Source organism: Candidatus Sodalis sp. SoCistrobi, assembly GCF_900143145.1.
In the GTDB taxonomy this organism is placed as follows: domain Bacteria; phylum Pseudomonadota; class Gammaproteobacteria; order Enterobacterales; family Enterobacteriaceae; genus SoCistrobi.
Window position 1 is genome coordinate 1 of the sequence record NZ_FRDB01000217.1, and the last position, 4,602, is coordinate 4,602.

General features: G+C 55.1%; 5 protein-coding genes and 1 pseudogene. 3 read left to right on the top strand and 3 right to left on the bottom strand.

Annotation, left to right across the window (positions count from 1 at the left end; all coding sequences use genetic code 11):
* Window positions 1-525 (top strand): IS3 family transposase (locus tag CINSTRO3249_RS12900; protein WP_125933110.1); only part of this gene is annotated, 525 nt, incomplete at its 5' end.
* A 119-nt stretch (window positions 526-644) separates the two neighbouring features.
* On the opposite strand, the gene speG is transcribed toward CINSTRO3249_RS12900, so the two are convergent.
* The 3 genes from speG to CINSTRO3249_RS12915 form a co-directional block, all read right to left on the bottom strand.
* On the bottom strand, window positions 645-1,208 hold the full coding sequence (speG, locus tag CINSTRO3249_RS12905) for a spermidine N1-acetyltransferase (RefSeq protein WP_074013572.1): 564 nt from the start codon (window positions 1,206-1,208) through the stop codon (window positions 645-647).
* 43 nt (window positions 1,209-1,251) lie between these two features.
* Window positions 1,252-1,581, bottom strand: coding sequence for a DMT family transporter (locus CINSTRO3249_RS12910; protein WP_074013573.1), 330 nt, complete (start codon window positions 1,579-1,581; stop codon window positions 1,252-1,254).
* Between the two features lie 491 nt (window positions 1,582-2,072).
* Window positions 2,073-3,020, bottom strand: a complete 948-nt coding sequence (locus tag CINSTRO3249_RS12915; RefSeq protein ID WP_074013574.1) for a LysR family transcriptional regulator — start codon at window positions 3,018-3,020, stop codon at window positions 2,073-2,075.
* A 307-nt stretch (window positions 3,021-3,327) separates the two neighbouring features.
* Between CINSTRO3249_RS12915 and CINSTRO3249_RS12920 the strand changes: the two genes are divergently transcribed.
* Window positions 3,328-4,014 carry a DMT family transporter gene (locus tag CINSTRO3249_RS12920; protein ID WP_217265400.1) on the top strand — a complete coding sequence of 229 codons (687 nt, stop codon included), beginning with the start codon at window positions 3,328-3,330 and terminating at the stop codon, window positions 4,012-4,014.
* A 260-nt stretch (window positions 4,015-4,274) separates the two neighbouring features.
* A pseudogene (locus tag CINSTRO3249_RS12925) lies at window positions 4,275-4,602 on the top strand (hypothetical protein); the annotation flags it as partial.

Below are 4,602 nucleotides of genomic sequence, written 5' to 3' on the forward strand. Positions count from 1 at the left end.
TTCATGGCGGAGCGGCCCAATCAGCTTTGGGTGGCGGACTTCACCTACGTCAGAACGGCGCAGGGCTTCGTTTATGTGGCCTTTATCGTCGATGTGTTCGCCGGCGTTATCGTCGGCTGGCGGGTCTCAACGTCGATGGAGACATCTCTGGTGCTGGATGCGCTGGAGCAGGCGCTTTGGGCTCGTCGCCCAGGGAAAGGGGTGATCCATCACTCAGACCGAGGCTCACAATATGTTTCATTAGCGTATTCAAAGCGTCTGAAGGATGCTGAAATCCTGGCGTCAGTTGGCACTACCGGCGACTCCTACGATAATGCGATGGCAGAGAGTATCAACGGGTTGTACAAAACGGAGGTTATCCACCGCGGGAGCTGGAAAAACCGGACGGAAGTGGAGTTGGCCACGCTGGACTGGGTGGACTGGTACAACAACAGAAGGCTGCTCGGGCGGCTGGGTTACATCCCTCCTACTGAAGCCGAAATGAACTATTACGCTTTGCAATTAGCATCAGAGGAAGCGGCGTAGTATTGCCAAAATTACTCTCTAATAAACTCGGGGTTATTCAGGCCGTCTCGCGGCCGACGTCTGTGCCTTGTTCAGCGCTGCAACACGGGGGTTTTAGGGTGTGGCTAACCATGCAAAATTCAGCGCTTAAGCTCACGCGCCGCGGCGCGGGCGTGTTGATATTCGTGTTGGAACAGGCACATGCGCAAGGTATTGCGATATTGGCCGTTGATAAAAAACTCCTGCAGCAAAACGCCTTCCTGCTTGAAACCCATCTTGGTATAAATGTGAATGGCTTTCGTGTTCTCTTCATCAACGATTAAATACAATTTATGCAGATTGAGCACCATAAAGCCGAAGTTCAGCGCCAGATGCGTCGCCACGCTGGCGTAGCCTTTGCCTTGATGCTCGGGTGCCACTAAAATGGAAAACTCGGCGCGCCGGTGAATATGATCGATATCCACCAGCTCCACCAGCCCGACGCTGACGCCCAGCTTGTCAATGATAAACCGGCGCTCGCTGATATTATGAATATTCTTCTGGTAAAGATCTTTCAATTCCACATAAGCTTCATGCGGCTCTTCAAACCAGTAGCGCATCATCGTCTCATTATTATTGAGCTGATGAATAAAATGCAGATCCTCACGTTCTAACGGACGGAGTTTTATATGATGGTCCTCTGAATCTTGGCTTGATGATTTCATCGTTGTGTTCTCAAATACTAGAGTTTAAACATAATGAGGTTGGTCAGTGACCGGCGGTTTTGGAGAACAGATTAATGATCAGAACGCCGGCGATGATCAGGGCAATACCAAACATTGCCACGGCATCCAACTTTTGCCCATACAAGAAATAGCTCACGATGGCGACAAAAACAATACCTAACCCGGACCAACTTGCATAAGCGATACCCACGGGTACGGTTTTAAGGACCAGCGACAACAGGGTAAAAGAGATAGCATAGCCGACTATCACCAAAAGCGAAGGCGTGAGTTTGCTAAAGCCCGCCGAGGCCTTGATGGACGAAGTAGCAATGACTTCCGCGATAATAGCAACAAACAAATAGAGATAAGCCATGGATGACTCTGAACAGGATAATTAGACGTCAAGACTAACACTTTTCGTTGACGGAAAAAATAGTATGGTCTGACACCGGCATTGTGACTAAGGCGGGCCGCCGTTGCAATAAAATTGCCCAACGTGCTTTTTAAGATGATCTAGCATCTTATTTTCGGGTAAGGTATTGGCGCTGAAAATCATTACCGGGATCGCATTTCTTACCGAAACGGGTTACCCGCCGGTGTAGTTCCCTTTTCGGCAACGTTCATTCGCCGGCGTTGTTCCCTTTCGGCATCGGTCATCCGCCGGCGTGGTTCCCTTTTCGGCAACGGTCATCTGCCGGCGTTGTTCTTTTTTCGGCAACGGTCATCCGCCGGCGTGCTTCCCTTTTCGGCAATGGTCATCTGCCGGCATTGTTCCCTTTGCAGCAACGCTCACCTGCCGGTAGCGGTCATCAGCAGGTCGCGACGATTGACCGATTTCCCTCACCGGCTGCCATCGGCTCGCCGTTACAAAATCATCGGCGCGCCCGCGCGGCCGCCGGCGTTTTCGGCCAGAGCAGCTACCAGATAATCTATTAACACCCGCATCTTGGGCGGCAACTGTGGATTGGGGCGATACAGCACCCAGGCCGTACCCTGATAGGGGCCATCATAGCGCCACTGGGGCAACACCGGCACCAGCGTCCCCTCCGCCAAGGCGGCTGCGGCGGTAAAGTGCGGCAGGCAGGTAATGCCGAGATGATCCAGGACAACCGCCATGCGCGCTTCGCTGTGGTTACTCACAAAACGGCCCTGGACTTCAACCTGCCGCCGTTGCTCTCCCTGGCGAAACCGCCAGCGGTTATCCTCCGGGGTTTCGCCCAGCCAGATACAATCGTGCCGCGCTAAATCTTCCGGCTGCTCTGGCGTGCCGCGCCGGTTGAGGTATTGCGGCGTGGCGCACAGCAACTGGCGCACAAACGTCAGCGGCCGGCCGGCCAGATTCTCCGGGGGTCTGTCGCCGATGGCAATAAGCATATCGAGATCGCTCGCCAGCAAATCCGGCAGGGTATCGGTTAATTGCAGCGCAACGTCCACCTGCGGATAACGCTGCAAGAAAGCACCTATCAAGGGGGCGATAACGAATTTGCCCAGCGCTTTCGGCACGCTCAGCCGGACTTGGCCTTGCGGGGCGGACATCACCCGGTCGGAAATTGCCAGAACATCGCTGGCGCTGGTCAAGATCCGCTGACAGCATTGATACACCTCATTACCCGCTTCGTTCAGGCGCAGGCGGCGCGTGCTGCGTTCCAAAAGACGCAACCCAAGCGCCTGCTCCAGCCGGGCTATCTGTCGGCTCACCGCCGAGGCGGTGGTACCCAATTCGCGGGCGGCGGCGGAAAAGCCGCCTTTCTCCACCACCTTGACCAATACCACCATATTAGGCAACAGCGGTAGCAGTTGATTTGTTCTCATAGGGAATAAGTGTTGTTCAATTTTAGATAATTATTGCTCAGACAACAAAGGAATATACTGCAACCCTTGCCAAAGATCATCGATTACGGATTAGACATGCAGAATATCGCGACAGTACGCCAAAGCCGGCCGGTGCCGCATTTAGCCGATGCCATGCTATTGCTGGTAGCGGTAATTTGGGGGAGTAGCTATGCCGCCACAAAACAGGCGCTCGTGTTTTATCCGGTACTGGGTTTTATCGCGCTGCGTTTTACGTTGACCTTTCTGGTGCTCCCTGCCTCAGCTGCGCGGGGCCGGCCGTGCGGCCGTGCGCCCCGGTCTGCCGCTGGGGCTTATTCTGCTTGGCGTATTTATCTGCGAGACGCAGGGCGTGGCGATTATCAGCGCCGGTAATGCGGCCTTTTTGATAAGCCTGTTTGTCATTTTTACGCCGCTGGTGGAATGGTTGGTTTGCCGGGGGCGGCTCGACCGAAGACTGATGCTGGCGTCGCTGCTGTCGTTGCTGGGCGTCTATTGGTTATGCGGCGGGCGTGCGCTGCATTTGGGCCGAGGGGAATGGCTGGTGACGGCCGCCGCGCTACTGCGCGCCTGTCTGGTGTGTTACACCCGGCGCTTGACTGCGCACCGGCCGGTGCCGGCGTTGGCGCTGACCGCGGTACAGACCGGGGTGGTCGCGGCCGGTAGTTGGTTGCTGCTGCTCATCACGTTTCGCGCGCCGCCGCCTTTGCCCGCATCGTGGCAGTTTTGGGGAATCACCTTGTATCTGGCATTGTTTGCCACGCTTTTCGCGTTTTTCGCGCAAAATTATGCCGCCGGCCGAACTTCGCCTTCGCGGCTTTCGCTGTTGCTGGGCACCGAGCCGCTGTTCGGCGCACTGCTGGCGGCCCTGCTGCTCAACGAACATCTTACGACATCGGGATGGATCGGCGGCGGCTGCATTCTCGCCAGTCTGCTGATGGTACTGACGCGCCGCAGTGCGCCGCGCCATGCTTAGCCTTGCAGAAGAGTGCAACCCGAGAGTCGACGACTGCCGCAAAATTTCGCGTAGCGTCTTGTTCGCTTAATTAAGCAAGAGAGCCGTCGGCCACGGGCAAACGTGCTCTGTTAACCCGCGTTCATCGACGTGACAGCGCCGCAAAATCTTGTCGTCTGCCGCTGCGGCAATAACCTTTTGTGGCTGCCGGCATTGGATCCCATCGTCGCTGCCTTTATGATAATCGGCCGAGATCACCCTATTAATCACTGGACGAAACTATGCTGGAAATTCGCCTCGCAAGCCGCAAGGATGCTGATTCCCTGACCGCGCTGGGTTATGAGAGCTACATCGGTCATTTTGGTCATCTATGGCCTGAGAAACAGGCGCTGGCGAACTTTCTGGCGGATGACTACGCTGCGCCTTCCCTTGAGAAAAGCTTTGCCCAGCCGCATTGCCACTGGCTGATTGCCAGCGTTGACGGCATAGGTATCTACACATTTATCGTGATACCTGTTATTACTTTGCAGAATGATTTCAACCTATCTGTTGGCGGGATTGACTCTCGCCTTACCCGCCGATATCAGACGCTGGTTAAACAGCATATGA

Excerpts from the sequence above, each read along its gene's own strand:
- speG (WP_074013572.1), bottom strand. The coding sequence starts at position 1,208 with ATGAAATCATCAAGCCAAGATTCAGAGGACCATCATATAAAACTCCGT.
- CINSTRO3249_RS12910 (WP_074013573.1), bottom strand. The coding sequence starts at position 1,581 with ATGGCTTATCTCTATTTGTTTGTTGCTATTATCGCGGAAGTCATTGCT.
- CINSTRO3249_RS12915 (WP_074013574.1), bottom strand. The coding sequence starts at position 3,020 with ATGAGAACAAATCAACTGCTACCGCTGTTGCCTAATATGGTGGTATTG.